The sequence below is a fragment of the Arthrobacter sp. 01N444 genome, from assembly GCF_056399305.1.
On sequence record NZ_JBFTRB010000007.1, the window covers coordinates 54,867 to 81,685 of the forward strand.

General features: G+C 67.6%; 26 protein-coding genes. 16 read left to right on the forward strand and 10 right to left on the reverse strand.

Translation table 11 applies throughout. The features are described from left to right. Positions 1-60: 60 nt before the first annotated feature. Positions 61-1,251 carry an ROK family transcriptional regulator gene (locus AC1DKN_RS10410; protein ID WP_028277321.1) on the reverse strand — a complete coding sequence of 397 codons (1,191 nt, stop codon included), beginning with the start codon at positions 1,249-1,251 and terminating at the stop codon, positions 61-63. A 241-nt stretch (positions 1,252-1,492) separates the two neighbouring features. On the opposite strand from AC1DKN_RS10410, the gene AC1DKN_RS10415 reads away from it, so the two are divergent. After that, entirely contained in the window at positions 1,493-2,299 is an 807-nt protein-coding gene (locus AC1DKN_RS10415) for a nitrilase-related carbon-nitrogen hydrolase (RefSeq protein WP_476871222.1), read from the forward strand. Here AC1DKN_RS10415 and AC1DKN_RS10420 read toward each other — a convergent pair. After that, the gene (locus tag AC1DKN_RS10420) at positions 2,278-4,053 is read right to left on the reverse strand and encodes a PucR family transcriptional regulator (protein ID WP_476871223.1); all 1,776 of its coding nucleotides are present in this window, start codon (positions 4,051-4,053) and stop codon (positions 2,278-2,280) included. The genes AC1DKN_RS10415 and AC1DKN_RS10420 overlap by 22 nt on opposite strands. A gap of 111 nt (positions 4,054-4,164) precedes the next feature. Between AC1DKN_RS10420 and AC1DKN_RS10425 the strand changes: the two genes are divergently transcribed. Together AC1DKN_RS10425 and AC1DKN_RS10430 are read left to right on the forward strand one after the other, a co-directional pair. Beyond that, positions 4,165-5,703, forward strand: a complete 1,539-nt coding sequence (locus tag AC1DKN_RS10425; protein ID WP_476871224.1) for an amino acid permease — start codon at positions 4,165-4,167, stop codon at positions 5,701-5,703. Further along, complete coding sequence (locus AC1DKN_RS10430) at positions 5,700-7,397, forward strand: flavin monoamine oxidase family protein (protein WP_476856604.1); 1,698 nt, start codon at positions 5,700-5,702, stop codon at positions 7,395-7,397. Before AC1DKN_RS10425 ends, AC1DKN_RS10430 begins: the two co-directional genes overlap by 4 nt. Before the next feature lie 27 nt (positions 7,398-7,424). On the opposite strand, the gene AC1DKN_RS10435 is transcribed toward AC1DKN_RS10430, so the two are convergent. Genes AC1DKN_RS10435 through purU form a run of 3 tightly spaced genes read right to left on the reverse strand, consistent with a single transcriptional unit; the run spans position 7,425 to position 9,310 of the window. Continuing rightward, positions 7,425-7,946, reverse strand: a complete 522-nt coding sequence (locus AC1DKN_RS10435) for a gamma carbonic anhydrase family protein (RefSeq protein WP_223984877.1) — start codon at positions 7,944-7,946, stop codon at positions 7,425-7,427. Between the two features lie 38 nt (positions 7,947-7,984). Then, the gene (locus AC1DKN_RS10440; RefSeq protein ID WP_476871225.1) at positions 7,985-8,428 is read right to left on the reverse strand and encodes a class I SAM-dependent methyltransferase; all 444 of its coding nucleotides are present in this window, start codon (positions 8,426-8,428) and stop codon (positions 7,985-7,987) included. A 21-nt stretch (positions 8,429-8,449) separates the two neighbouring features. Beyond that, positions 8,450-9,310: a formyltetrahydrofolate deformylase gene (gene purU / locus AC1DKN_RS10445; RefSeq protein ID WP_079553266.1), complete on the reverse strand. Its 861-nt coding sequence runs from the start codon at positions 9,308-9,310 to the stop codon at positions 8,450-8,452. 313 nt (positions 9,311-9,623) lie between these two features. On the opposite strand from purU, the gene glyA reads away from it, so the two are divergent. The 11 genes from glyA to AC1DKN_RS10500 all read left to right on the forward strand — a co-directional run bounded on the left by glyA (position 9,624) and on the right by AC1DKN_RS10500 (position 19,541). Continuing rightward, a complete protein-coding gene (gene glyA / locus AC1DKN_RS10450; RefSeq protein WP_459384157.1) occupies positions 9,624-10,922 on the forward strand; it encodes a serine hydroxymethyltransferase in 1,299 nt (432 codons plus the stop codon). Between the two features lie 3 nt (positions 10,923-10,925). After that, entirely contained in the window at positions 10,926-11,846 is a 921-nt protein-coding gene (locus AC1DKN_RS10455; protein ID WP_476856601.1) for a bifunctional methylenetetrahydrofolate dehydrogenase/methenyltetrahydrofolate cyclohydrolase, read from the forward strand. Between the two features lie 183 nt (positions 11,847-12,029). Then, positions 12,030-13,007: an ABC transporter ATP-binding protein gene (locus tag AC1DKN_RS10460; protein WP_043436284.1), complete on the forward strand. Its 978-nt coding sequence runs from the start codon at positions 12,030-12,032 to the stop codon at positions 13,005-13,007. 10 nt (positions 13,008-13,017) lie between these two features. Continuing rightward, the gene (locus AC1DKN_RS10465; RefSeq protein WP_476871289.1) at positions 13,018-13,893 is read left to right on the forward strand and encodes an ABC transporter permease; all 876 of its coding nucleotides are present in this window, start codon (positions 13,018-13,020) and stop codon (positions 13,891-13,893) included. Further along, a complete protein-coding gene (locus AC1DKN_RS10470) occupies positions 13,890-14,738 on the forward strand; it encodes an ABC transporter permease (protein ID WP_476849124.1) in 849 nt (282 codons plus the stop codon). The genes AC1DKN_RS10465 and AC1DKN_RS10470 overlap by 4 nt, the downstream gene beginning before the upstream one ends. A 26-nt stretch (positions 14,739-14,764) precedes the next feature. Then, the gene (locus AC1DKN_RS10475) at positions 14,765-15,121 is read left to right on the forward strand and encodes a VOC family protein (protein ID WP_476871226.1); all 357 of its coding nucleotides are present in this window, start codon (positions 14,765-14,767) and stop codon (positions 15,119-15,121) included. Positions 15,122-15,267: 146 nt separating this feature from the next. Continuing rightward, positions 15,268-15,837 (forward strand): hypothetical protein, encoded by a 570-nt coding sequence (locus AC1DKN_RS10480; protein WP_476849122.1) that lies wholly within the window; start codon positions 15,268-15,270, stop codon positions 15,835-15,837. 10 nt (positions 15,838-15,847) lie between these two features. Continuing rightward, a complete protein-coding gene (locus AC1DKN_RS10485) occupies positions 15,848-16,681 on the forward strand; it encodes an exodeoxyribonuclease III (protein ID WP_476859167.1) in 834 nt (277 codons plus the stop codon). A gap of 17 nt (positions 16,682-16,698) precedes the next feature. Further along, positions 16,699-17,814 (forward strand): tryptophan--tRNA ligase, encoded by a 1,116-nt coding sequence (gene trpS / locus AC1DKN_RS10490; protein WP_476871227.1) that lies wholly within the window; start codon positions 16,699-16,701, stop codon positions 17,812-17,814. 4 nt (positions 17,815-17,818) lie between these two features. Continuing rightward, positions 17,819-18,430 carry a 2'-5' RNA ligase family protein gene (locus tag AC1DKN_RS10495; protein WP_223914197.1) on the forward strand — a complete coding sequence of 204 codons (612 nt, stop codon included), beginning with the start codon at positions 17,819-17,821 and terminating at the stop codon, positions 18,428-18,430. Then, entirely contained in the window at positions 18,375-19,541 is a 1,167-nt protein-coding gene (locus AC1DKN_RS10500; RefSeq protein WP_476871228.1) for a YihY/virulence factor BrkB family protein, read from the forward strand. The genes AC1DKN_RS10495 and AC1DKN_RS10500 overlap by 56 nt, the downstream gene beginning before the upstream one ends. On the opposite strand, the gene AC1DKN_RS10505 is transcribed toward AC1DKN_RS10500, so the two are convergent. The 5 genes from AC1DKN_RS10505 to sdhC all read right to left on the reverse strand — a co-directional run bounded on the left by AC1DKN_RS10505 (position 19,504) and on the right by sdhC (position 24,028). Beyond that, positions 19,504-20,268, reverse strand: coding sequence for an alpha/beta hydrolase family protein (locus AC1DKN_RS10505; protein WP_079553244.1), 765 nt, complete (start codon positions 20,266-20,268; stop codon positions 19,504-19,506). The genes AC1DKN_RS10500 and AC1DKN_RS10505 overlap by 38 nt on opposite strands. A 134-nt stretch (positions 20,269-20,402) precedes the next feature. Further along, the gene (locus AC1DKN_RS10510; RefSeq protein ID WP_026537821.1) at positions 20,403-21,185 is read right to left on the reverse strand and encodes a succinate dehydrogenase iron-sulfur subunit; all 783 of its coding nucleotides are present in this window, start codon (positions 21,183-21,185) and stop codon (positions 20,403-20,405) included. 1 nt (position 21,186) lies between these two features. After that, positions 21,187-22,986, reverse strand: coding sequence for a succinate dehydrogenase flavoprotein subunit (gene sdhA / locus AC1DKN_RS10515; protein ID WP_476849119.1), 1,800 nt, complete (start codon positions 22,984-22,986; stop codon positions 21,187-21,189). Between the two features lie 178 nt (positions 22,987-23,164). Next, positions 23,165-23,644: a succinate dehydrogenase hydrophobic membrane anchor subunit gene (locus tag AC1DKN_RS10520; protein ID WP_230008514.1), complete on the reverse strand. Its 480-nt coding sequence runs from the start codon at positions 23,642-23,644 to the stop codon at positions 23,165-23,167. Positions 23,645-23,647: 3 nt separating this feature from the next. After that, positions 23,648-24,028 carry a succinate dehydrogenase, cytochrome b556 subunit gene (gene sdhC, locus AC1DKN_RS10525; RefSeq protein ID WP_079553238.1) on the reverse strand — a complete coding sequence of 127 codons (381 nt, stop codon included), beginning with the start codon at positions 24,026-24,028 and terminating at the stop codon, positions 23,648-23,650. A 267-nt stretch (positions 24,029-24,295) separates the two neighbouring features. Between sdhC and AC1DKN_RS10530 the strand changes: the two genes are divergently transcribed. Continuing rightward, the gene (locus tag AC1DKN_RS10530; protein WP_026537818.1) at positions 24,296-25,429 is read left to right on the forward strand and encodes a mannose-1-phosphate guanylyltransferase; all 1,134 of its coding nucleotides are present in this window, start codon (positions 24,296-24,298) and stop codon (positions 25,427-25,429) included. 97 nt (positions 25,430-25,526) lie between these two features. After that, on the forward strand, positions 25,527-26,726 hold the full coding sequence (locus AC1DKN_RS10535) for an amidohydrolase (protein WP_476849117.1): 1,200 nt from the start codon (positions 25,527-25,529) through the stop codon (positions 26,724-26,726). The last annotated feature ends 93 nt before the right edge of the window (positions 26,727-26,819 follow it).

Here is a 26,819-nt window from a genome sequence, read left to right on the forward strand (position 1 = left end):
TAAACTGGATCACAGCCCTTGTCGTCAAGTCTTTAACGCAACAGGCACATAACGAAATGGTTAGTTTCGCCGGATTCCGGCGTGCTGGAAGACCAAAGCCGTGGCCCCGAGGGCCTCGGCCCGGTCGCCCAGGGACGACATCGTGAGGGTGGTTGTCTCGCCAATGACCGGCACCGCGTGGCGGATCAGGCCGCGCCGGATCGGGTCCAGCAGCAGCTGGCCAAGGCCCGCCAGCGGGCCGCCGACCACAATGACCTCGGGGTTGATCAGGTTCGCCACGTTGCCCAGCGCGCGCCCGACGGCGAGCCCGGCGTCGTCCACGACACGGAGCGTGGCGGAGTCCTTCTCCAGGGCCTTGCGCACGATGTCCCCAGGCGAGAGCGGCCGGTCCTCGCCGCGGCTCAGGAGCTCGATCATGGTGGTGGTGGAGGCGATGGTTTCCAGGCAGCCGCGGTTCCCGCAGCGGCAGATCAGTCCGTGCTCGTGGATGGTGGCATGGCCGATTTCGCCGGTGATGCCCACGTTGCCGTAGTACGGGACACCGTTGAGGATCAGTCCCGCGCCGATGCCCGAGCCGATCTTGAGGAACATCAGGTTGCTGATGCCGCTGTGCGGCCCCCAGGTGACCTCGGAGAGGGCGCCCAGGTTGGCGTCGTTGTCCACGAAGACGGGGAGTTCCAGCGCTTCTTCGAGGCGTTTGAGGATGTTGATGCCCACCCATTCGGGCAGGATCGCGCCTTGCGCCACGGTGCCGGTGCGGCGGTCGATCGGGCCGGGAATTCCGACGCCGGCACCCACCAGGGCGCTGCGTTCCACACCGCTGTCCGTGAGCAGCCGGTCCAGCACGCCGACGGCGGCCTGGATGCCTTCCTCGGCGTGATGGCCCAGGGGCAGCAGGACCGACTCTTCAGCGATCACGTGGTAACTCAGCGAGGCCAGCACGACGCGCAGGTGGCGCCGGCCGAAGTCGATTCCGACGGCGACGGCCCCGTTGCTGTTGAGCCGGACGTTCAGGGCGCGCCGCCCGGAACTGGTGATCGGTTCAGTCGAGGCCAGCCCGGCGTCCTGCATGATTTTGACGATGTTCGAGACCGTGGCTGTCGAAAGCCCGGTCTGGCGGGCCAGTTCCGCCTGCGTGGATGGGCCTGCGAGGAGGCATTCGATGATCCGCTGCTGGTTCAAATGCCGGAGGGCGGACTGCGATCCGGGGTTCTTGGTTCGGCTCCTCGTTGAGCGCGTTGGTGAGGGCATGCTATGAAGCGTGACGCATTCGCGCCTTGTAGTCAAGAAGTTAACGCAACGATAACGGCCGCGCCGGTCGAATGCCGGGGAGAGGGCGTTCAGCACCCGCCGTCTATGCGGCAAGGACGTTCTGCCCCGCCGGCACGCTGGCCGGGTGGAATTGCACCACACCCAGCGTTCCGGGCCACGGATACTCTGGTCGGGAGAACCCGCCGCGACCCGCGGAGGCGTCCGGAAACGTGAGGTGGTAATGGTGCTGCTGGCCCTGATGCAGGCGAACTCCGCCGTGCTGGACATCGAGGCGAACTGCGCCGCGGTGGAGGCCGCGGCGCGCAATGCGTCCGCCGCGGGCGCGCAGCTGCTGGTGACCCCGGAACTCTTCCCCGTGGGCTACGCGCCGCGGCGGCTGCGGGAGGCGTTCGATCCCGGCAGGTTGCCCGCGCTCCGGGAAGCCCTGGCCGGCATCGCGCGGCGCAACGACATCGCCCTGGTCTACAGCCTGCCCACGGTGACGCCGGCCGGCGGGTGGCACATCTCCGCCACCCTGGTCGACGAGGCGGGCGAGGAGCTGCTCAGTTACGACAAGGTGCACCTGTTCGGCCCGGACGAGCGGGCGGCGTTCACGCCCGCCGCGGCTGCCCCCGGCGTCGTGGATTTCCACGGGCTCAAAACGGCGCTGGTCATCTGCTACGACATCGAGTTTCCCGAGTCGGCGCGGGCGGCCGCCCTGCGCGGCGCGGACCTGCTGCTGGTGCCGACGGCACTCGCCGGCGGATTCGACGTCGTGCCGCAGGTGCTGATCCGGGCCCGCGCCCTGGAGAACCAGCTGACGGTCGCCTACGCCAATCACACCGGTTCGGAGGATGACAGCGACTTCCGCGGCGGCAGCATGGTCGCAGGCCCGGACGGCTCGGTCCTGGCCGCGGCCGGGGCCGGGCCGGAACTGTTGTTTGCCGAGCTGGGTGAGACCGGCCACGCCGCGGCAGACGGCATCGAGGACGCCGTGGACTACCTGCGCGACCGCCGCCCGGAGGTCTACCGCTCCTGGGGATTCTGACCGGCAGCCGACGCCTGACCTGCGCTGGCCGGTGCGCCGGACGCCTGACCTGCGGTGGCCGGGGCGGGCGGCTCAGGCTCGGCCTGGTACTGCAGGGCGATCCAGAGTTCCGCGCGCGCCTGGGCCTGGTTGAGGTCAAGGCCCAGCAACTCAGCGATGATGCCGATCTGCCGGCGGACGCTGTTTCTATGCAGTCCCGTGGCCTTTGCCGTGGCGTCCCAGCTTCCGTTTTCGCCCAGCCAGGCCCGCAGGATGCCGAGCAGGCTGTCGCGGCGCTCCGGCTCGAGGGCGAGCAGGGGCGCCAGCAGATGGCCCGCCAGCAGGGTGCCGGCAGCGGGTCCCAACAGGCCGGCCACCGACCACGTCACGTCATCCGCCCGGACGCTCCGGCGGCTCGTGAGAACGCGGTTGCGCAGTGAAGCGGCCTGCCGGTAAGCCTCCGGCAGGTTCGCGAAATCGGTGCCGCTGCCGATCACCAGGCGCCAGCCGAGCCGCTCCACTTCGGCGAGCAGGGCGTCGTCGACCTTTAACCGGGTAATGGCGGCAAAGCCGTACTCGGTGAGCTCCACGAGCTTTGTGTCGAACAGCCGCCGCCACTCCAGCAGCGCCCGCACCGGAGCCTCCCCCGGTCCGCCCGGGGTCCGGGAGCTGTCCGGGGCGGCGTCAATCCGGAGACCCTGCACGACCCGCAGCTGGCCGGACCGGGTGGAGGAGATGCTTTGGGCCAGCAGGTCCTTGAACCCGTTGACATGCCGTGCGGATCCTGAGGCCACGCTCTCCGGGTGCAGCAGCAGCGCCGTGGCCAGCTGGCTCGGGGCCAGGGAGCCGCTGATGCGCTGGCGGACCAGCAGTTCCAGCAGCCCGACCGCGGTGGAGACAACGCTGTTCTGGGCCGGGGTCAGCGGGGCGTCCGTGCCGAGGATGAGCGCGCCGAGGTTGGCGTCCCGGGTGCTGCGCAGCGGATACCCGAAGACGAGGGACGAGCCCGCGGCGTCGAACGAATCCATCTCGACCCGCGGACCGCTGCCGGCGAGCAGCCTGGCCAGCAGCGGCTGCAGGTCGGCGGAGTCAACTCCCGGCACGGTGCCGGCAGCGGCGCCGGCGGCCCGCGGACCGGGGGAGGGGCCCGAACCGCGGGCGCGCACCCGCCCGTCGGCGCCGACCAGCACGGCCCAAACCGGGACGCGCTGGACCAGGGCCGCGAGGAGTTCGTGCTCGGGGCGCGCGGACAAGACCGCGCGCATGAGCTGCCGGCTGGTGTCGGCCAACTGGCGGAAGGTCTTGGCGTTGTCCGACTCCAGGAGCCGGGAGAATTCCAGTCCCAGCGCGGCGAACGGGAGGCTCTCCGGGATGGCGACCAGCGTCAGGTTGTGCTGCCGGCAGGCCCGCACCACGGCATCGGGCACGGCGTTGAAGTACGGTTCCAGGCCAAAGCCCAGGGCGCCGACGCGGGCCTGGACCAGGCGCCGCACGTAAGCGTCCACCGCCTCCTCGCTGCCGCCCCCGCCCACGAACGGCAGGCCGGCCGTGAGCAGGAACTCGCCGTCGAGCAGGTAGGGGGTGGGATCTTCCAGTTCGCTGGGCTCCACCCAGCGCAGGCGCTCCTGGCCGTTGCCGCCGTCGTGCACGACGGCCAGTGCCGGCAACTGGCCCAGGAACTGCGCCAGAGTGACGAAGCCGAGCCGCTCCGGGTCCTCAGCAGCCACGGCCGCGGCCCCCGTGCCGGCCGCCCGGCCTGCGGAGTCCAAGTGCATTAAGTCTCATGAGTGAAGACTACAGGTCGTTTTGCACAACCTTGAGAGGTGGCTCACACGCCTAGGGTTGGTTCGGGAAACCGACCACTACTGAAGATAAGGACGTCAATGATGACTGTGCCAACTCTGATCGGCGACCGCCCGCCGGCGGAAGCCGGCCGTCCCGGGCTCACCGCCCAGCTCCTGCGCCGCAAGCCGATCGGACAGCTGGTCCGCGAGGCCGAGACCGGACACGGCGGCACGCGGCTGGTCCGCAGCTTCGGTGTCCTGCAGCTGACCATGATCAGCGTCGGCGCCACCCTGGGCACCGGCATCCTGGTCATCCTGGGCCAGTCGGTGCCGCTCGCCGGCCCGGCCATCTGGATCTCCTTCGCCATCGCCGGCTTCGCCGCCCTGCTCTCCGCCGTGTCCTACGCGGAGATGGCCGGCCTGGTCCCTGCCGCCGGTTCCAGCTACTCCTACACCTATGCCACCATGGGCGAGGGCATGGCCTGGATCTGCGGCTGGTGCCTGGTGCTCGAATACGCCGTCTCCGTGGCCGCCGTCGCGGTCGGTGCGGGCCAGTATGTCAACGAGGCCCTGGCGGTCTTCGGCCTGGAACTCCCGGACGCCATCTCGCAACCGCCGGGAGCCGGCGGCGTGCTGAACGTGCCCGCAATCGTGATTGTCGCCCTGGCCACCGTGCTGTTGGTCCGCGGCGCCAAGGAGAGCGCCTGGATCAACACGGCGATCGTCCTGGTCAAGGTCGGCATCCTGCTGTTCTTCTGCGCCGTGGCCTTCACCGCCTTCAACGGCGGACACTTCGAACCCCTCATGCCGATGGGCGCCGCCGGCGTCTCCGCCGCAGCCTCCCGGGTCTTCTTCTCCTACATCGGCTTCGATGCCGCCTCCACGGCCGGCGAGGAGGCCCGGAATCCCAAGCGCGACCTCCCGCGGGCCATCCTGCTCTCCATGCTGATCGTCACCAGCATCTATGTGCTTGTGGCCGTCGCCGCCATCGGCGCGCGCCCCTGGGGCTGGTTCGACGGCACCGAGGCGGCCCTCGTGAAGATCCTTGAGGAAATCACCGGCCAGCCGTGGGTTGGCGTGGTGTTCGCCGTCGGCGCCGTGCTCGCCATCGCCAGCATCGTGCTGACCGTGCTGTACGGGCAGACCCGGATCCTGCTTTCGATGTCGCGCGACGGCCTGGTGCCCAAGGTCTTCGGCCGGATCTCGGCCCGGACCGGCACGCCGGCTGCCGGAACCCTGATCGTGGGCACCGCCGTCGCACTGACCGCCGGCCTGGTGCCGCTCGGTGCCCTCGCGGACGCGACCAGCATCGGTACCCTGTTCGCCTTCGCCCTGGTCAACGTGGCAGTCATCTACCTGCGGCGGACCCGGCCCGAACTCACGCGCAGCTTCCGCGTCCCGCTCTTTCCGCTGACACCGGTTCTCGGCGCCCTCATGTGCGCTTACCTCATGGCCAACCTCGGCGCCGAGACCTGGGCGGTGTTCGGGGCCTGGATGCTCGTTGGCTGTGCCGCCTACTTCGGCTACGGCCGGAAGAACTCCAGGGTGGCTGCGCTGAGCCACGAGGACTACCTTGACCTATCAAGCCGCCACCCTGACAACACCACCACACACCAGGAAATGAAGGCAGAGATCTCATGACCATCGCCACCGAACTTCCGGCTCCCCGGTCCGCTGCTGAAGCGGGCGCGGCGCCCATCACCATGCTGAATCCGGACTTCCCGTTCAGCTACGACCACTACCTCGCCCACCCGGAGGGCCTGGGATCGGTGCCGCCCGAGCTGTACGGGACCGAGGTCGCCGTCGTCGGTGCCGGACTGTCCGGACTGGTGACCGCGTATGAGCTCATGAAGCTGGGCCTGCGGCCGGTTGTCTACGAGGCCGACAGGATCGGCGGCCGGCTGCGGACCGCCAGTTTCCCGTCCGCGCCGGGGATCGTGGCGGACCTCGGCGGAATGCGGTTCCCGGAATCCGGCAAGGCCTTCTACCACTACGTGGACCTGCTCGGGCTGCAGACCCGGGCCTTCCCCAATCCGCTGGCGCCGGCGACCTCCAGCACGGTGATCGAGCTCGCGGGCCAGAAATACTATGCCGAGACCGCCGCGGACCTGCCGCCGTTCTTCCGTGAGGTGGCGGACGCGTGGAAGGCTGCCGTGAACGACGGCGCCGCGTTCGCCGAGATGCAGGACGCCATCCGCGCCCGGGACACAGCCCGGATCAAGGACCTCTGGAACGCGCTGCTCCCGCAGCTGGACGAGCAGACGTTCTACGGCTTCATCGCCGGCAGCGACTCCTTCAAGGAAGCCGGATTCGCCCACCGCGAGGCCTTCGGGCAGGTGGGATTCGGCACCGGTGGCTGGGACACCGACTTCCCCAACTCGATCCTCGAAATCCTTCGCGTGGTCTACACCGACGCCGATGACCGGCACCGGCTCATCGACGGCGGCGCGCAGCGGCTCCCCGAGGCACTGTGGGAGCACGCGCCGTCGGGTATGGCCCACTGGCCGGACGGCACCTCGCTGGCCTCGCTGCACGCAGGCGCGCCGCGCGGCGCCGTGGACCGCATCGCCCGCGACGGCGGCGGCGACTTCCGGATCCGGGAACGCTGGGGTCGCGAATCCGCCTACCCGGCGGTGGTGACCACCTGCCAGTCATGGCTGCTCTCGACCAGGATCCACACGGACGAGGCCCTGTTCCCTGCCGAACTGTGGACGGCGATCGAGCGCTCCCACTACATGCAGTCCTCCAAGACCTTCGTCATGGTGGACCGGCCGTTCTGGAAGGACATCGACCCGGCCACCGGCCGCGAGGTCCTGTCCATGACGCTGACCGACCGGTTGAACCGTGCCACCTACCTGCTGGACAACGGCCCGGACCAGCCGGCCGTGATCCTGCTGTCCTACACCTGGAACGACGACGCGCTGAAGTGGCTCTCGCTCACCGCGGAGGAACGGGCGGAGCTCATGTTGCACTCGCTGCAGCAGATCTACCCCGGGGTGGATATCGCCAGCCACATCGTGGGCCAGCCGATCACGGTCTCCTGGGAGGCCGACCCGAACTTCATGGGCGCCTTCAAGGCCAACCTGCCGGGACACTACCGCTACCAGCAGCGGCTCTTCACGCACTTCAAACAGGACGGGCTGCCGGCCGAACAGCGCGGGATCTTCCTCGCCGGCGACGACGTCTCCTTCACCGCGGGCTGGGCTGAGGGAGCCGTCACCACCGGGCTCAACGCCGTCTGGGGCGTGGTCAACCACCTCGGTGGCTCCACCCCGGCCGGGAATCCCGGACCGGGCGAGCTGCTCTCCGAGCTCGGGCCGATCGCCCTGGACTGAGCGGCGCCGGCCCCGGCGCACTGCTCCTCAGGCGCTGTGAAGTTCGCGGTGCGCGCGTGCCAGTTCCTGATAGTGGGCGGCGTTGTGCTGGACACCGGCGAACTCCTCGTCGCTGAGCTCGCGCCGGACCTTGGCCGGAACTCCGGCCACCAGCGAGCGGGGCGGGATGACGGTGCCCTCGAGCACCACGGCACCGGCGGCGATGAGGGACCCGGCGCCGATCACGGCCCCGTTGAGGATGGTGGCGCTCATGCCGATCAGGCAGTCGTCCTCAACGGTGCAGCCGTGGACCACGGCGCTGTGGCCGACGCTGACCCGCGCACCGACGGTGCAGGGGAAGCCGGGGTCCGCGTGCAGCACCACGTTGTCCTGCAGGTTGCTGCCGGCGCCCACGCTGATGGCGGCGGTATCGGCGCGGACGCTGACACCGTAGAAGGCGCTCGAGTTCTCGGCCAGGGTGGCGTTGCCGATCACGGACGCCGTGGGCGCGACGAAGGCGGAGTCATGGACGGCCGGAGTGGTACCGGCGAATGCGTAGAGGGGAGCCATACCTCCAGCCTAGGACACGCTCAACGGGGAAAGGAGGGTCAGGCGGGGGACCGGAGCACCGTGAAGCCCTCGCCGCGCGGGTCGGCCGAGGTGCGCGGGTCGCCTGAGCTGCGCGGTTCGGGTGCGGGGAGTACGACGGCGATCGGCGCGCCCGGTTCCGCCACCCGCCCGAGTTCGCGGACGACGTCGTCCCACTGTTCCGCGGGCAGGCCCGCCAGGGCGTCCACCGCCCACACTGAGGCAAACGCGGCATCGGCGAACGGCAGGGAGACCGGTCCGGCCACGGAGGCTTCCAGCCCGTGGGATCGGGCGATGTGGATGTTCTCCTCGGACTGGTCGACACCGGTGAAATGGATGCCGGACTGCACAAAGTGCAGCCCGTCGGCGCCCGGGCCGCAATCCAGGCCCAGCACGCCGTGCCGGCCCTCGTTCTTCAACAGCGCCACAAACGATTCGAGCCGGTCCCTGCGGGAGGATTCCATAGCTCCAGTTAATGACCGCTTCTAGTTAAAGACAACCGTCCGGTTGCCGTCGAGCAGGACGCGGTGCTCGGCATGCCACTGCACGGCCTGGGCGAGGGTCCGGCCCTCCACGTCGCGGCCCATCTGGACGAACTGCTCCGCGGTGCGCCGGTGGTCCACGCGGATGACTTCCTGCTCGATGATGGGCCCCTCATCCAGGGCCGCCGTGACGTAGTGCGCCGTGGCGCCGATGAGCTTCACGCCGCGGGCATGCGCCTGGTGGTAGGGCTTGGCACCCTTGAAGGAGGGCAGGAACGAGTGGTGGATGTTGATGGCCTTGCCCGTCAGCTCGGTGCAGAGCTCGTCCGAGATGATCTGCATGTACCGGGCCAGGACGGTGAGCTCGATGTCGTGTTCCTTCATCAGGACCCGGAGGGCGTCCTCCGCCTGGACCTTGGTGTCCGGGGTGACCGGGATGTGGTGGAACGGGATGCCGTAGAACTCCGCCAAACCCTCGAGGTCGCGGTGGTTGGACACGATGGCCGGAATGTCGATCGGCAGGGTTCCGGAGCGCTGCAGGAACAGCAGGTCGTTCAGGCAGTGGGCGGACGTGCTGGCCATCAGCAGGGTGCGGACCTTCCGGCCGGCGGGGTTGAGGCTCCACTGCATCCCGAAGGCCTGCGCCACGGGTTCCAGCGCCGCCTGCAGCTCCGCCTGGGACGCCGCCGTCGTCGCCTCGACCCGCATGAAAAAGGTGCCCGTACCCTGGCTGCCGTATTGCTGGGAATCTGTAATATTGCAGCCCGCCACCAGGAGGGCCCCGGCGACGGCGTGCACGATGCCCGGCCGGTCAGGGCAGGAGAGAGTCAGGATGTAGGAGGCAGTCAGGTTCTCATCAGTCACGAGGAACAGCCTACCTGCGCTTCAAGGGCAGTTTTGAAAGGGTTTTGGTAGTGTTAACCCGTCGCAACTGGCGTTGGATGGCTAACCATCAGGGAGCGGCACTCACGAAGACCACGGATCGTACGCCTGGGCCGAGGGTCATGTCTTACCGGTCGGCAGCATCACCGCTGCCGCACCGTTGCTGGTGCCCGCGCGGGGTGCCGGCCGCCGCTGTCGCGGCCCGCTGTCAAGGGGCCCGTAATCAAGGGGCGGCGCAACGGGCCAGCCGGTAGCCTGACCAATAGCCGTACCCGTTGCCAACCAGGAGTTCCTCGTGACTACTACCACCGCCACCTCAGCCGCCGTGAGCAACCAGCCGCTGGCCGAACTCGACCCTGAAATCGCCGCCGTCCTTGCCCAGGAGCTTGGCCGCCAGCGCGGCACCCTGGAAATGATCGCTTCCGAGAACTTCGCCCCGCGCGCCGTGATGGAAGCCCAGGGCTCCGTCCTGACCAACAAGTACGCCGAGGGCTACCCGGGACGCCGCTACTACGGCGGATGTGAATACGTCGACGTCGCCGAGCAGCTCGCGATCGACCGCGTCAAGGAACTGTTCGGCGCCGAATATGCCAACGTGCAGCCGCACTCCGGCGCGCAGGCCAACGCCGCCGCGCTCGCCGCCATGATCACCCCGGGCGACAAGATCCTGGGCCTGTCCCTGGCCCACGGCGGGCACCTCACCCACGGCATGAAGCTGAACTTCTCCGGAAAGCTCTACAACGTCGCCGCCTACCAGGTCGAGGAAGATGACTTCCGGATCGACATGGACAAGCTGCGCGAGCAGGCCATCGCCGAAAAGCCCCAGGTGATCATCGCCGGCTGGTCCGCCTACCCGCGGCACCTCGATTTCGCGGCCTTCCGTTCGATCGCCGACGAGGTCGGCGCCCTGCTCTGGACCGACATGGCGCACTTTGCCGGCCTCGTCGCCGCCGGACTGCACCCGAGCCCGGTGCCGTACTCCGACGTCGTGACCTCCACCGTGCACAAGACGCTGTCCGGTCCGCGCTCCGGCGTGATCCTGGCGAAGCAGGAGTGGGCCAAGAAGCTTAACTCCGCCGTGTTCCCCGGCCAGCAGGGCGGCCCGCTCATGCACGTGATCGCGGCGAAGGCCGTGGCCTTCAAGATCGCCGGCACCGAGGAATTCAAGGAGCGCCAGGAACGCGTGCTCGAAGGCGCCAAGATCATCGCCGAGCGCCTCGGCCAGGCCGACGTCGCCGGCGCGGGCGTCTCGGTCCTGACCGGCGGCACCGACGTGCACCTGGTCCTGGTGGATCTGCGCAACTCCCAGCTGGACGGCCAGCAGGCCGAGGACCTCCTGCACTCGATCGGCATCACCGTCAACCGCAACGCGGTGCCGTTCGACCCCCGCCCGCCGATGGTCACCTCCGGCCTGCGCATCGGCACACCGGCCCTGGCCACCCGCGGCTTCGGCGCCGAGGAATTCACCGAGGTGGCGGACATCATCGCCACGGCGCTGAAGTCCGGAGCTGCCACGGAGATCGAACCCCTGCAGGCCCGCGTGGACAAGCTCGCCGCCGATTTCCCGCTGTACCCGCAGCACGAGCAGTGGTAGGCCATGACTTCTTCGCACACCGCAAAAACGGCTGAAACTGCACGGATCCTTGACGGCAAGGCCACCGCCGCCGCCATCAAGGCCGAGCTGACCGAGCGCGTGGCCGTGCTCAAGGCCCAGGGCATCACGCCCGGGCTGGGCACCATCCTGGTGGGCTCCGATCCCGGCAGCACCTGGTACGTCGGCGGCAAGCACAAGGACTGCGCCGAGGTGGGCATTACCTCCATCCGCCGCGACCTGCCGGAAGAGACCAGCCAGGACGAACTCCTGGCCGTGGTCCGCGAGCTCAACGAGAACCCGGAATGCACCGGCTACATCGTCCAGCTGCCCCTGCCCAAACACATCGACCAGGACGTCATCCTGGAGGCCATGGATCCCGAGAAGGACGCCGACGGCCTGCACCCGATGAACCTGGGCCGGCTCGTGGCCAACGTCAGCGGACCCATGAAATCCCCGCTGCCGTGCACGCCCAAGGGCTGCGTGGAGCTGCTGACCCGGCACGGGATCGACCTGAACGGCAAACGCGTCCTCGTGGTGGGCCGCGGCGTCACCATCGGCCGTCCCGTGGGTCTGCTGCTGACCCGCAAGGACGTCAATGCCACGGTCATCCTGGCCCACACCGGAACGGTGGACCTGCCGGCAGAACTGCGGCAGGCCGACGTCGTGATTGCCGCCGCCGGGCAGCCTCACATGATCAAGGCCGCGGACCTCAAGCCCGGGGCGATCGTGCTCGACGTCGGTGTCAGCCGGGTCGATGACGGCAGCGGCAAGGCAGTGGTCACCGGCGACGTGGACCCCGCTGCGGCCGACGTCGCCGCCTGGCTCTCGCCGAACCCCGGGGGAGTGGGGCCCATGACCCGCGCCATGCTGCTCGCCAACGTGGTGGAAACCGCGGAACGCCAATGGGCAGAGAAAAACCGCTGAGCAGAGGAACGCCGCCCGGGGCCCGCCTAAGGCTCCCGCGGTGGTTGGGCCGGCTTTCGGCGGGCCCAACCACCGCAGGATTCCGCACGTTCTACCGCCTGCCGGCATAACGGAACGGATACGTCAGGAGTTTTTACGAAAAGACTCTTTCATAGTTTGCGGGGATCCACTACCGTAGTGCGGGTGTCCGAACTTGCCTCTAAAGAATCACGCGCGAGCAGCCCCTCCGACGCCGCTCTCCCATACGTCATCACCGCCGAGAACCTGACCAAGCGTTACGGCGACGTCACCGCCGTCGACGGCATCTCCTTCCGCGTTCCCGCCGGGGAAGCGTTCGGCCTGCTGGGCCCCAACGGCGCCGGCAAGTCCACCACGATGAAGATGATCGGCGGGGTCTCGCAACGCACCTCCGGCAGCCTGAATATCATGGGCCTGGACCCCGAACAGCACGGGCCGGAGGTCCGCGCCCACCTGGGCGTCGTGCCGCAGCAGGACAACCTGGATGAGGAACTGAAAGTCCGGGACAACCTGCTGGTCTACGGCCGCTATTTCGGCCTGCCCATGAGCTACCTCAAGCCCAAGGCCGACGAGCTGCTGGAATTCGCCCAGCTCACCGATAAGGCCAACTCCAAGGTCGATGCCCTCTCCGGCGGCATGAAGCGGCGCCTGACAATCGCCCGCTCGCTCATCAACGAGCCCCGGATCCTGCTGCTGGACGAGCCGACGACCGGCCTTGACCCGCAGGCCCGGCACATCCTCTGGGACCGGCTGTTCCGGCTCAAGGAACAGGGCGTCACCCTGATCCTCACCACGCACTACATGGACGAGGCCGAGCAGCTGTGCGACCGGCTGATTGTGGTGGACAAGGGCAGGATCATGGCCGAGGGATCGCCGGCCAGCCTGATCCGCGAATACTCCACCCGCGAGGTCCTGGAACTGCGTTTCGGCTCGGAACGCAACGCGAGCGTCGGCGCGGAGCTCGGCGGCATCGGCGAACGCGTGGAAACCCTGCCGGACCGGGTGCTCATCTACGCCCACGACGGCGAGGCCGCCCTGGAGCAGGTCACCGCCCGCGGCCTGCGTCCGGTCACCTCACTGGTCCGCCGCTCCTCACTCGAAGACGTCTTCCTGCGCCTGACCGGCAGGAGCCTCGTTGACTAAGAAAGAGCAGCTGACTAAGCCAATTCAGGCAGCGGGAACGACGGCGGGCGCCGCGGCGGGGACGGCCCTGCGCGCGCACTCGCCGGAAGTCTCGGCCGCCCGTGCCCGCCGCTGGGGCGCGTTCTACTACGCCGAACAGGTCCTGCGGGTCATGAAGGGCTACGGCTGGACCATCGTGATGTACGGGGTGGGACAGCCGGTGGCCTACCTGTTCGCGATGGGCGTTGGCCTGGCCACCCTGGTCGAGGCCAACGGCGCCGGCGTCTTCGGCGGGGTCAGCTACCTGACGTTCATCGCGCCGGCCCTGCTGATCTCGGCGGCCGTCATGACGGCCGCCAACGAGTTCACCTTCCCCGTGATGGACGGCTTCAAGTGGCGGCGCGTCTACTACGGCCCGCACGCCTCGCCGCTGACTCCCGAGCAGATCGCCGGCGGCCAGATCATCGCCGTGACGGTGCGCTTCCTGCTGCAGTCGGCCATCTACTTCGCCGTCGTCGCGCTCTTCGGCGCCTCGCCCGGCGCCTGGGGCTGGGTGTCGATCCTCATCGCCACCCTCGCCGGCCTGTCCTTCGGCCTGCCGCTCATGGCCTACGCGGCCACCATCCAGCACGACAAGGGCCAGTTCGCCATGGTCATGCGGTTCATCGTCATGCCGTTGTTCCTGTTCTCCGGCACGTTCTTCCCGCTGGACACGCTCCCGCTCGCAGTCCGCTGGATCGGCTGGATCTCACCGATCTGGCACGGAACCGAGCTTGGCCGCGTGGTCAGCTACGGGTACGAGGAAGAGCCGTGGCTCACCGTCGTCCACGTCCTCTTCCTGCTGGGCCTGGCGGCTGCCGGCTGGATCCTGACCAAACGCCAGTTCGCCAAAAGGATGGCCTCATGAGCGTCCTGACCGGAAGTTTCAACACAGGGGACCACAGCGTCACCGAAGCCGCGCGCCGCCGCCGCTACGGGCCCATCTACTCCCGCAACGTCCGCGCCGTCGTCGCCCGCGGGCTCATGGCCACCAAGAGCAGCAACTGGATGGTCATGGTCTCCGGGTTCTTCGAACCCGTGTTGTACCTGATCTCCATGGGCGTGGGCCTGGGCGCCATTGTCGGGTCGGTCCAGGGCCCGGGCGGGCAGGAAATCAGCTACGCCGCGTACATCGCGCCGGCGCTGCTGGCCGTGTCCGCCATGAACGGCGCCGTCTACGACTCCACGTGGAACGTCTTCTTCAAGATGAACTTCGCCAAGCTGTACCAGGGCATGCTCTACACCTCGCTGGGGCCGCTGGATGTCGCCATGGGCGAAATCTTCCTCGCCCTGCTGCGCGGGGCCATGTACGCGACCGGCTTCACGGCCGTCATGGGCCTGATGGGCCTCATCACCACGCCGTGGGCCATCCTGATGATCCCGGCCTCGGTGCTGATCGCCTTCGGCTTCGCGAGCTTCGGCATGGGGATCACGAGCTACATGAAGACGTTCCAGCAAATGGACTGGATCAACTTCGTCATGCTGCCCATGTTCCTCTTCAGTGCCACGTTCTACCCGCTCAGCGTCTACCCGCAGTCCATCCAGTGGCTGATCCAGGCCATGCCGCTGTGGCACGGCGTGGAACTGCTGCGCCAGATCAGCGTGGGGGTGTTCACCCCGGCCACCGCCGTGCACATCGGCTACTACCTCGTCATGATTGCCCTCGGCGTCCTGCTCACCACGAGCCGGCTGCGCAAACTGTTCCTCAAGTAGCCGTCCTTCCAAAAAAAGGAGACCCCATGATCGGAAAATGGCAGGCCCTCGTCATCGACTGCGAGGACCCGGACAAGCTCGCCCGCTTCTACCAGGAGCTGCTGGGGATGATCCGGGTGCAGGAGGACGAGGAATGGATTTCGATCGGCGACGCCGCCGACCGTCCCGCCGTCGCCTTCCAGCGGGTGGAACGGCTGGTCCGCCCGCAGTGGCCCGACGCCGAGCACCCGCAGCAGATGCACGTGGACGTGCTCGTCGGGGACCTCGACGCCGCCGAAGCCGAGGTGCTCCGGCTCGGCGCCACCAGCCTCGACGCCGGTACGGAAACCTTCCGGGTCTACACGGACCCCAGCGGCCACCCGTTCTGCCTTGTCCTGACCTAAACCTCCGTCCTGACCTAAACGCTGGTCCTGACCTAAACGCCGGTCCTGACCTAAACGCTGGTCCTGACCCAGGCCGGGCGCGGGGGCGGCGTTCGCCCGGGGTGGAAGCGGAACGGGCGGCCGGCCCCGTTTGCGATAATGGGCTCATGCAATCTCTGGGTAGCTCCTCGTCCACGTCCAACGACACCACGGCCCGCGGCCGGTTTTCCATGTTCCGCATCAGCGGGCCGGGGCTGCTGGTCTTCATCATCGCGTTCGTGGTGGCCGTGATCTTCGCGGCCAACCAGAACGACGTCGTGGGCTGGATCGTGGCGATCATCGCCGGCTTCTGGCTGGCGCTGGCCTCCTTCGTCGTGTTCAGCATCCAGAAGGCCGCCAAGAAGGCCGGAGCCAGGCTGACCGAGGCCCAGAACGCGTTCAACGCCGCAGCGGGCCGGCCGCCGGCTGCGGGCAGCGCGGACCACGGCGGAACCCGCGTGGTGAGCGAAAGCCGCGCAGCGGACAGCGTCCGCGACATGAAGCTGGACCACTCCTTCAAGATTGTCCAGGTCCAGGTCCGGGTGGTCGAGCAGGAGCGGGCGAAGGGGGAGGCGGCGGACCGCGACACGATCAGCCGCGCCCTGGAGACCATCGAGATCACCGCCACCAACGCGCGGGACATGATCAAATCCCCGGGCGGCGATGACGCTCCCGTCAGCGGAACCATCATCGACTAGAGTGGATCGGGTGAGCTCGGCATTGAAGAAGGACCACCTTCGCATCGCGTCAGTCAACGTCAACGGCCTCCGTGCCGCCTACAAGAAGGGCATGGCGGAGTGGCTTGAGCCGCGCGAGGTGGACATCCTGTGCCTCCAGGAGGTCCGCGCGCCGGACGCGATCGTCGAGGAACTGCTCGGCGAGGGCTGGTACATTCTCCATGCCGAGGCCGAGGCCAAGGGCCGGGCCGGCGTTGCCATTGCCTCCCGGGAGGAGCCCCTGGCCACCCGGGTGGGGATCGGCGATGACTTCTTCGCCACGGCCGGACGCTGGGTCGAGGCGGACTACATCGTGCGGGACGCGGACGGGCAGGCCTCACAGCTGAGCGTCGTGAGCGCCTACGTGCACTCGGGCGAGGCCGGCACTCCCAAGCAGGACGACAAATTCCGTTTCCTCGACGTCATGGTCCAGCGGCTGCCCGAACTCGCCAAGCACAGTGACCACGCGCTGGTGGTGGGCGACCTCAACGTCGGCCACACGGAGCTGGACATCAGGAACTGGAAGGGCAACGTCAAACGTGCCGGTTTCCTGCCGGAAGAGCGGGCCTATTTTGACCGTTTCTTCGGCGAGGAAATCGGCTGGAAGGATGTTCACAGGGGCCTGGCGGGTAACGTCGACGGCCCCTACACTTGGTGGTCGCAACGGGGCCAGGCCTTCGACAACGACACCGGCTGGCGCATCGATTACCACATGGCCACGCCCGCTCTCGCTGCTGCCGCAGTGTCAGCCGTTGTTGACCGGGCAGCGTCCTGGGACACACGCTTCTCCGACCACGCCCCGCTGGTAGTGGACTACCGGCTCTAGTCTTAAGGCTTCCACGAATGACCACCACTTCAACTGCGACCACTGTGGCCCAGGCCGGCGTCGCCCCCGACGCTCAGACTGCCACCGCGAAGGACGCCTCTGCGGCCACCGCGGCCGGGCACCGCATCCTCTCCGGCATGCAGCCCTCCGCCGACTCCCTGCACCTTGGCAACTACCTCGGCGCCCTCGTGAACTGGGTCCGGATGCAGGACGAGTACGACGCCGTCTTCTTCATCCCGGACCTGCACGCGATCACCGTTCCGCAGGATCCTGCCGAGCTGGCGCACCGCACCCGGGTCACGGCCGCGCAGTACATTGCCGGCGGCGTCGACGTCGACAAGTGCACGCTCTTCGTCCAGTCCCAGGTGCCCGAGCACGCCCAGCTGGCGTGGGTCCTGAACTGCATCACCGGCTTCGGCGAGGCGTCCCGGATGACCCAGTTCAAGGACAAGGCGCACAAACAGGGTTCCGACCACGCCAGCGTCGGGCTGTTCACCTACCCCATCCTGCAGGCAGCGGACATCCTGCTGTACCAGCCGCACGGTGTCCCCGTCGGCGAGGACCAGCGCCAGCACGTGGAACTCAGCCGTGACCTGGCCCAGCGGTTCAACTCCCGCTTCGGCGACACGTTCACAGTGCCGCAGCCCTTCATCCAGAAGGAATCCGCGAAGATCTACGATCTGCAGCACCCCACCGCCAAGATGTCCAAGTCTGCGGAGTCGCCGGCAGGGCTGATCAACCTGCTGGACGAGCCCAAGGTCACGGCCAAGCGGATCAAGTCCGCCGTGACGGACACGGAGACCGAGATCCGGTTCGACCGGGAGGCGAAGCCGGGGGTGTCCAACCTGCTGACCATCTACTCCTCGATCACCGGGCAAAGCGTCGACGCCCTCGTCACCGCCTATGAGGGAAAGATGTACGGCCACCTGAAGGCGGACCTCGCCGAGGTGGTCACGGAGCACCTGACCCCGATCCGGAACCGGGCCAAGGAGCTGCTGGACGATCCCGCGGAGCTGGACCGGCTGCTGGGCCTCGGCGCGGACAAGGCCCGGGAGATTGCCTCGGTGACCCTGCGCGACGTCTACGCCAAGGTGGGTTTCCTGCCCTATGCCGGCGCCCAGGGAGTCCGCTAGGTCAATGTCCTCCGTCAGCAAAGTCACCGCGAAAGCCGCCACGTCGAACGGACAGCGCAGCGAAGGCATCAGCATCGGTGTGATCCTGAGGTTCCCGGCGGACATCGCTGAGGAGCTCCAGCGCTGGCGGGCATCCTTCGGGGATCCCATGGCCGCCGTCGTCCCGGCCCACATCACGCTGGTCACCACCACCATGACGAAGGACTGGGCCGCGACCCAGCGCCATGTCCGGGACGTGGCACGGCGGCAGGAGCCCTTCACTGTGACCATCGCAGGGACCGGGTCTTTCCGGCCGGTGTCCCCGGTGGTCTTCCTGAACGTAGAGGACGGCTTCGGGGACTGCGTGAACCTGCACCGCCAGCTGCAGTCCGGCCCCCTGGAGCGGGAATTGCCGTTCGGCTACCACCCGCACGTCACCGTGGCCCACGATGTTGCCCCGGAAAGCCTCGACGAGGCCGAAACGGTCCTGAAGGATTACAGGGCCACGTTTCCTGTGGCTAGCATGGGACTTTACGAGCACGATGACAACGGCATCTGGCAGCTACGGGAAGAGCTTGATTTTGGGACCAAACCTGACCACGACAGAGGCCCGGACGGCACCGCAGGCGCCCGATAAGCCGCCGCTCCCCACCGATCTGGCCGGGCTGAAACTGGAAGTCATCCGCAAGAGGGTCGAATGGGGCCGGACCCGGCGCTCCGGCGGCGGCATGGTCGCGTCCCTGATCGCGATGATGAACTGGCTCTTGGCCCGGCTGAACATGCTGCTGCCCCTGCGCGCATACTCGCACTACCTGCGTCAGCGTGGCCCGCTGTTGAGTGCCGGCATCGGCTTCCGGATGTTTTTCTCCATCACGGGCCTGTTGGCCACTGGCTTGTCCTTGGCGGGCCTCGTGCTCAGCGACCACCCCGCCCTGCTGGACCAGGTCATCAGGAGTGTGGCCGCCGCCGCGCCGGGCCTGTTGCAGGTCGACGGCAGCGAGGGGCTGGTTAACCCCTATGCGCTGCTGAACCCCACCAGCCTGGGTTGGGCCGCCGGGATCGCCGCCGTGGTGACGGTGTTCACGTCCCTGGGCTGGATCAGCGGCATCCGCGACGGTATGCGGAGCATGATGCAGCTCGGCCCTTTGGTGATGAATCCGATCCTGCAGATACTCAAGGACGTCGGCACGCTGCTGCTGATGGGGCTGGCCCTGGTAGTCAGCTCCGCCGCCTCGCTGATCTTCGGCACGGCCGCCGGATGGGTTACCGGGCAGCTGGGCCTCGAACCGATAGTTGCCGGGCCGCTGACGACCTCCGTCACGATCCTCGTCCCGCTGCTGCTCGGCTGGGGCACCGCCGTGATCATGTACCGGGTGGCCGCCGGGCTGAAGCCGGCCCGGCGCTCCCTGCTGGAAGGGACCACTCTCGCCGCGGTGGGCACCACCATCCTCCAGATCTTCAGCACCCAGCTGCTGGCCAGCGCCGGCAAGAACCCCATTCTGGCGCCCTTCGCCATCATCATCGGCCTGCTGATCTGGTTCAACCTGGTCAGCCAGGTCTACGTGATCTGCGCCGCGTGGGTGGCGATCCGGGAAGAGGACCTCAAGGCCGGGCCCGCCGCCGCGACCACCGGCTGGGGTGCCCGGCGCGTCCAGCCGGGTAAAACCCCGGTCGAGCCGCGGGTCCGCCGCAGGCCGCTGGCCGCCGCGTTCAGGCGTCGAGGTACTGGTCGGCCCACGCCGAAATAATCTTCGCCGCACGGGCCGCCTGGCCTTTGCCGGTCAGGAGATGGTCGCTGCCCTCCAGCGAGACGAAGCTGCGCGGGTGGCGTGCCGTCTGGAAGATGGTGCTGGCGTTTTCGATCCCGACCGTATTGTCGGTGGGGGAGTGCAGCACCATGAGCGGCTTGTGCAGCTGCCGGATGCAGTCCGTCAGGTCCGCGTTTTCGAGATCCTCGACGAAGTGCCGGCGGATCTCCACCCGCTTGCCGCCGAGGTCCACCTCGGCGCTTCCCTCGCTCAGGATGCGGTCCAGGGCCGCGTCAAAGACGTGGGCCACGTGCTTGGGGGAGAAGGGGGCACCCACGGTGGCCACGGCCCTAAGCTCCGGGATCTGCCGCGCGGCGGACAGGACGGCCGCGCCGCCAAACGAGTGGCCCACCAGCAGGGAAACCCGGCGGTCTGAGTCCCGCATGAATTCGGCGGCCTTGACGGTGTCGGCAACCTTGTGGCTGAAGGACCCCTCCGACCACATTCCCGCCGACTCTCCGAGCCCCACGTTGTCGAACCGGAGCATGCCCACGCCGTTGTCCGCCAGGGCCTTGCACATCCGCGACGCCGAGGGGCTGTCCTTGCCCAGGGTGAAGCCGTGCGAGAACACACCCCAGCCCTTGACCGGGCCCTCCGGCAGGTCCAGCACGCCGGAGAGCCGCTCGCCGGTGGAACCCAGGAACGAGACTTTTTCTGAGTGGGACAAAGTGTCCCCTTTCGTGTGAGGGCGAATCATTGAGGGCGGAAACGACGGCGGCGCCCCCACCCGAAAGGTGAGAGGCGCCGTCGTCGGTAACTACTGAAGGTGAAGCCGGTAATGCGGGCCGGTGGAACCGGTCCTTAGACCTTGCGGGACAGGATGGCCTGCTTGACCTCAGCGATTGCCTGCGTGACCTGGATGCCGCGGGGGCATGCTTCGGTGCAGTTGAAGGTGGTGCGGCAGCGCCACACGCCTTCCTTGTCGTTGAGGATCTCCAGGCGCATGTCGCCGGCGTCATCACGGGAATCGAAGATGAAGCGGTGCGCGTTGACGATCGCCGCCGGGCCGAAGTACTGCCCGTCGGTCCAGAACACCGGGCAGGACGAGGTGCACGCGGCGCACAGGATGCACTTGGTGGTGTCATCGAACCGTTCGCGGTCCTCGGCCGACTGCAGGCGTTCCTTGGTGGGCTCGTGGCCACGGTTGATCAGGAACGGCATGACTTCGCGGAAGGACTGGAAGAACGGCTCCATGTCCACGATCAGGTCCTTCTCCACCGGCAGGCCCTTGATGGGCTCGACCGTGATGGGCTTGGACGTGTCCAGGTCCTTCAGCAGGGTCTTGCAGGCGAGGCGGTTGCGGCCGTTGATGCGCATGGCATCGGAGCCGCAGACGCCGTGGGCGCAGGAACGGCGGAAGGAGACGCTGCCGTCCATCTCCCACTTGATCTTGTGCAGGGCGTCCAGGACACGGTCGGTGCCGTACATGGTGACCTTGAAGTCATCCCACGTGGCGTCCTCGGAGACCTCGGGGTTGTAGCGGCGCACGCGCAGCGTGACGTCGAAGGACGGGATTTCCCCGCCCCCGCCGACGCCGGCGGGCAGTTCGATCTTGGATGCTGGCTCAGCGAGTTCAGCGCTCATCTTAGTACTTCCTCACCATCGGCTCGTAGCGCGTAAAGACCACCGGTTTGGTGGCAAGCCGGATGCCGGCAATCGACTCGGCGGAACCGTCCGCCGGGGCGTGGTCATCCTTGTACGCCATGGAGTGCTTCATGAATTTTTCGTCGTCGCGCTCGGGGAAGTCCTCGCGGAAGTGGCCGCCGCGGGATTCCTCGCGGTGCAGGGCCGCCACGGTCATGACCTTGGCGAGCTCGAGCAGGAAGCCCAGCTCCACGGCCTCGAGCAGGTCCAGGTTGAAGCGCTTGCCCTTGTCCTGGACGCTGATGCGCTGGTACCGCTCCTCGAAGGAGGCAATGTCTTTCAGGACCTGGTTCAGCGTGTCGGCGGTGCGGAACACCTGCATGTTGGCGTCCATGGTGTCCTGCAGTTCCTTGCGGATCGCAGCGACCTTCTCGGTGCCGTCAGAGGTGCGGACGTGCTCCAGCAGGTTCAGCGTGTAGGCCTCCGGGTCAACGGGGAGCTCCACGAAGTCGGCGGTTTTGGCATACTCGGCGGCGGCGATACCGGCGCGCTTGCCGAACACGTTGATGTCCAGCAGCGAGTTGGTGCCCAGACGGTTGGAGCCGTGGACGGAGACGCAGGCGACCTCGCCGGCGGCGTAGAGGCCCGGGACCACCGTGTCGTTGTCCTGGAGGACCTCGGCGCTGATGTTCGTGGGGATGCCGCCCATGGCGTAGTGGGCCGTTGGGAACACCGGAACCGGCTCCGTGTACGGCTCCACACCCAGGTAGGTGCGGGCGAACTCGGTGATGTCCGGCAGCTTGGCATCGATGTGTGCAGGCTCAAGGTGCGTCAGGTCCAGGAGGACGTAGTCCTTGTTCGGGCCGCAGCCTCGTCCCTCACGGACTTCGTTGGCCATGGAGCGGGCCACGATGTCGCGCGGGGCGAGGTCCTTGATGGTGGGCGCGTAGCGCTCCATGAAGCGTTCACCCTCTGAGTTGCGCAGGATCGCGCCTTCGCCGCGGGCGGCCTCGGAGAGCAGGATGCCCAGGCCGGCCAGACCTGTCGGGTGGAACTGGAAGAATTCCATGTCCTCCAGGGGGATGCCCCGGCGGAACGCGATGCCCATGCCGTCACCGGTCAGGGTGTGGGCGTTGGAGGTGGTCTTGAAGACCTTGCCGGCGCCGCCGGAGGCGAACACCACGGACTTGGCCTGGAAGACGTGCAGCTCGCCGGAGGCGAGGTCGTAGGACACGACGCCGGCCACGCGCTTCTGCTTGTACGGCGTGCCGTCCTCGCGGACAGCGTCCTCTTCGACGGTCAGCAGGTCCAGGACGTAGTACTCGTTGTAGAACTCGACGTTGTGCTTGACGCAGTTCTGGTACAGGGTCTGCAGGATCATGTGGCCGGTGCGGTCGGCGGCGTAGCAGGCGCGGCGGACCGGTGCCTTGCCGTGATCGCGGGTGTGGCCACCGAAGCGGCGCTGGTCAATGCGGCCCTCGGGCGTGCGGTTGAACGGCAGGCCCATCTTTTCCAGGTCCAGGACGGCGTCGATCGCTTCCTTCGCCATGACCTCGGCGGCGTCCTGGTCAACCAGGTAGTCGCCGCCCTTGATGGTGTCGAAGGTGTGCCACTCCCAGTTGTCTTCCTCGACGTTGGCCAGGGCTGCACACATGCCGCCCTGCGCCGCGCCGGTGTGGGACCGCGTGGGGTAGAGCTTGGTCAGTACTGCTGTTCGGGCGCGCTGACCTGATTCGATCGCCGCGCGCATCCCGGCGCCACCGGCACCGACGATCACGACGTCGTACTTATGGACCTGCATACCAGACGCTCTTTCTCTCAAAATTCGCTATAAACCACCGGCAGGCCGCGCCTGCCCGGTGAAGTCTCGTGCAATCTGCGCCTGCGTTCGGCAGGCAAGATCAGTTGCCGTGACGGACCGCGGATTCCTGCCCGGACGGGCTGCTGTCCGCGGCGGTTCCGCCGCTACGGCTGGGCCCTTATGGCGCGGGGCAGAAACCGCCGGGAAGCTGGACGCCGTTGGCCACGGGGCACGGATTGAACGTGAAGATGACCAGGGTGCCCAGGATGATGATGACCGTGGTGGCCGCATAGAGAACAATCTTCAGCCAAAGGCGCGTTGCGTCCTTCTCTGCGTAGTCATTGATGATCGTGCGGACGCCGTTGGTGCCGTGCAGCATGGCGAGCCACAGCATGGCAAGGTCCCAGAACTGCCAGAACGGGTCGGCCCACTTGCCGGCCACAAAGCCGAAGTCGATCGCGTGGATGCCCTCGCCGACCAGCAGATTCACCGTCAGGTGGCCGAAGATCAGCACCACCAGCACGACGCCGGAGAGGCGCATGAAGAGCCAGGCGAGCATCTCGAAGTTGCCCTTGGAACCGCCAGTGCGGCGGTACTTGGGCTGGATCTTTCCGCTACCGGGTTTTCCACTGCGTGGACTCTGAATGGTTGCAGTCATGGCTTAGTGACCTCCAAGGGCGAGGGACAGGTGGCGGATGGAGAAGCCGACCATGACGACGACCCAGAGGCCCAGGACCGTCCAGAGCATCTGACGCTGGTACTTGGCACCCTTCTTCCAGAAGTCGACGGCGATGATCCGCAGGCCGTTGAAGGCGTGGAACACGATCGCCGCGACAAGGCCCGTTTCACCCAGGGCCATGAGGGGGTTCTTGTAGGCACCAATCACTGCGGTGTAGGCCTCGGGGGACACACGCACCAATGAGGTGTCCAGCACGTGGACCAACAAGAAGAAGAAAATCACTACACCGGTAATGCGGTGTCCAACCCAGGACCACATGCCTTCACGGCCGCGGTACAAGGTGCCAGCTGGTTTTGTCGGCACTGAATAAACCTCCCTGCAACACAGCGGCGCTGGCATGGGATCCACGCGGGGGGAACGCCTGCTGCGAGAGCACTCGTAAGCTCAAGCCTAAATCTAGGCTTCGCTCACAGCTTATTCAATTTGGGAACTCCTTGTTGACAGGCCCCGGCGCGGTTTTGCGTTTGTTTTGAGACGAACGCCACATTTGACCGTGGTCGCAGGCGCCGGAAGGGCCTGATCCCGGCCCAATTCGGACCGAATTGGCCGCCGTCGGCTAAAGTAGCCGTGATGACTACAGACAAAGTGACAAGCCAGGATTCACCGCTGGACCGTTTTATTGCGGTTATTCCGGCGGGCGGGGTGGGGACCCGCCTCTGGCCCCTGTCACGGGCAGCGGCCCCGAAATTCCTTCACGACCTCACCGGTTCGGGCAGTACTCTGCTGCGCGCGACCTATGACCGCCTCCAGCCCGTCGCCGGCAAGCACGTGCTGGTGGTGACCGGCTCCGCCCACAGGGCAGCCGTCTGCCGCCAGCTGCCTGAGGTCCTGGAAGCCGACTTGGTCCTGGAGAGCGAACCCAAGGACTCCGGTGCTGCGATCGGCCTCGCCGCGGCCATCCTGCACGAGCGGGACCCGGACATCATCATGGGCTCGTTCGCCGCGGACCAGGTCATCAGCCCGGACGATCTCTTCCAGGACGCCGTCCGTGAAGCCGTCTACACCGCGGCCGCGGGCAAGATCGTCACCATCGGCATCAAGCCGACCCATCCCTCCACCGGATTCGGCTACATCCGTTCCGGCGCGAACCTCCACATCCCGGACGCGCCCAGTGCGCAGTCCGTGGTGGAGTTCGTGGAGAAGCCCAGCGAGGAAGTGGCCCAGGAGTACGTCGACAGCGGCGAATATGTCTGGAACGCGGGCATGTTCGTGGCCCCGGTCTCGCTGATGCTCAAGCACCTCGAAGCCAACCAGCCCGAGCTCTTCGCCGGACTCCAGGAGATCGCCAAGGCCTGGGACACTCCGGAGCGCGACGCCGTCACGGCCCGGGTGTGGCCCACGCTGCCCAAGATCGCCATTGACTACGCCGTCGCCGAGCCCGCCGCGGCCGCCGGCGACGTCGCCGTGGTGCCCGGAACGTTCCTCTGGGACGACGTCGGGGACTTCGCCTCCGTGGGCCGGCTCAACAGCGCCAAGGAAGTCGACGAGGTCACGGTCCTGGGCGAAGGCGCACGCGTCTTCACCGAGAACGCGAGCGGCGTGGTGGTCTCCGATACCAAGCGGGTGATCGCCCTGATCGGCATCAAGGACGTCGTGATCGTTGACACCCCGGACGCCCTGCTGGTCACCACCAAGGAGCACTCGCAGCGGGTCAAGCAGGCCGTGGATGCCATCAAGGCCAAGGGCGACACCGACGTCCTGTAGGCGGAGGGGAGCGGATCACGGCCTGTGCAATGTTCAGCAATCCGTAACGCGCCGTACCCGATGCCGCTATTCTTTGGCCGCTCGATAGAGTTATTCAGTGCGCAACTATTCGACTGAAGCTGAGCCCACGACTCTCGTGGGGCCGTGGCTGGAGCCCCTCCTGCCGGAGCTGATCGCTTTCCGCCGCGACCTCCATGCGCATCCGGAACTTTCGTTCAAGGAGTTCCGCACCACCGACAAGCTGGCGAAACGGCTCGAGGAAGCCGGGCTCAAGCCGCGCCGCCTCGAGGGCACGGGCCTGACGGTCGACGTCGGGCAGGGTCCCATCGCCACCGCACTGCGCGGGGATATCGATGCCCTGCCGATCATCGAGGAAACTGGCCTTGAGTTCGCCTCGAAGAACCACGGCGTGACCCATGCCTGCGGCCACGACGTCCACACTGCCACCATGCTTGGGATCGCGCTGGTCCTGCAGCGCATGCACGAGGCGTCCCCGCTGAGCGGGACCGTCCGGATCATCTTCCAGCCGGCCGAGGAAACCATGCCCGGCGGCGCCACCTCGTGCATCGAACAGGGCGTCCTGGAAGGCGTGCCGCGCATCCTGGCGCTGCACTGCGACCCCCGGATCGAGATCGGCAAGATCGGCACCCGGATCGGGGCGATCACCTCCGCCTCGGACACCATCAAGATTGAACTCTCCGGCCGCGGCGGCCACACCTCGCGCCCGCACCTGACCGAGGAGCTGGTCTTCGCCCTGGCGCAGATCGCGGTCAACGTTCCCGCAGTGCTCTCGCGCCGCGTCGATGTCCGCAGCGGCGTGTCCGTGGTCTGGGGGCAGATTTCCGCGGGCTCGGCCCCGAACGCCATCCCGGGCAGCGGCTACATGGCCGGCACCATGCGCTGCCTGGACCGCGACGCCTGGCACGACGCCGGCGAGCTGCTCGACGACATCATCCGGCAGGTCGCCGAGCCGTACGGCGTCGATGTCCACCTGGAACACACCCGCGGCGTGCCGCCGGTGGTCAACTCCGAGCACGAGACCGCGCTGATCGAGGCCGCGGCCCGCGCCGAAATCGGCGAGGGCGCCGTGGTCCTGACCCCGCAGTCCATGGGCGGGGAAGACTTTGCCTGGTTCCTGGCCGACACCCCCGGCGCCATGATGCGCCTCGGCACGAAGACGCCAGGCGGGGAAGAATACGACCTGCACCGCGGCGACTACATTGTCGATGAGCGGGCGCTGGGCCTGGGCATCCAGGTGCTCACGGCGGCGGCCCTGCGCACCATCCGCGACCTGTAAGCCGTTCCGCCCGGGCCCCTACACCGGGCCCGCCCTGCTGCACCCGGCCAGGACCGCCGCACGGAGTTTCCCCACCTATTCCGGCACGACGCC